Origin of the sequence: Pseudonocardia terrae (assembly GCF_021343995.1) — a bacterium.
Taxonomy (GTDB): Bacteria; Actinomycetota; Actinomycetes; order Mycobacteriales; family Pseudonocardiaceae; genus Pseudonocardia; species Pseudonocardia terrae.
The window spans coordinates 1-1102 of record NZ_JAJTTE010000153.1 but is presented as its reverse complement, the minus strand read 5'-3'; the positions used below and the strand labels follow the sequence as shown (position 1 = coordinate 1102).

Below are 1102 nucleotides of genomic sequence, written 5' to 3'. Positions count from 1 at the left end.
ATCGACTGGCCGAAGGCCGCGGTGTTCCTACGCCACCTGGTCGGGCTCCCGGCCGCGCAGTGCGCGCACCTGTGCGCGCTGGTGTTGCCGCGAGCCCGGCGCTGGACCACCAGCGAGATCTCGCGGCGGCTGCGCCGGCTGATCCTGGAGATCGACCCCGCGCACTACGAGCGGCTGTTCCGCCGCGCACACGCCCGCCGGGCGGTGTCGGCGTGCGTGACCGAGGACGGCACCGTCACGATCACCGCGCACGGCGTCGCCCCGGAGGATGCCGACGCCGCGGTCGCCCGCATCGACCGCCTCGCCCATCAGGTGCGCCGGGGCGGGCACCCCGGGCGGTTGGACCAGATCCGGGTGGACCTGTTCGTCGGGTTCCTCGACGGCCGGCTGCACACCCTGACCGACGCGCAGATCATCACCGCCCTGCTCCACGACGCCGCCTCCGAGTCCGCCGATTCGCCCGCGGGTCAGGTCCCGGCCCGGTCGACCGGCAGGCCCCGCTCCGCCCCGGCCGGGAGGCCGGCAACTAGCGCGCCCACGTCCGGAGCCGACGAAGGCACGCAGCGACCGGGGACCATGGCGCCGCCGGCGAGCTCGCCCTCGGACAGGACCGAGCCGCCCGGCGCGTCGTCGACGCAGAGCGTTCACCCGGAGCGCACGACAGCGAAACCATCGACAGCTGGCCGCTCCGCAGCCGACCGATCCACGGCAGGCCGAACCGAGTCCGAGCGCAACGACGCCGCGCACACCAACGCCGCACACACCAACGCCGCACACACCGAGGCCGCGCACACCGAGGCCGCTCAGGCCGAGATCGAGCGGACCGAGATCGAGCGGAGAGAAGCCGAGCGGGCCGAGACCGGACGGGACGCGACCGCGTCGGCCGAGGCCGCAGACGGTGAGGCGGAGCGGGCGGAGGGCAGAGCCGAGCGGGGCAGCAGGTTGGGACCGCTGACCGCAGCCGGCTCGGAGGGCTCCGAGGCGACCGGTGAGCAGGCCGATCGGAACGGCACGGCTGAGACCGAGTCGCCGGCCAACCCGCGGCGCGGGGTGCACGTGCAGATCGCGCTGTCCACCCTGCTCGGGCTCGACGAACGCCCCG

General features: G+C 75.0%; 1 pseudogene. It reads left to right on the top strand.

What is annotated here, in order from left to right:
- Nucleotides 1–1102, top strand: a pseudogene (locus LWC33_RS34660) (hypothetical protein); the annotation flags it as partial.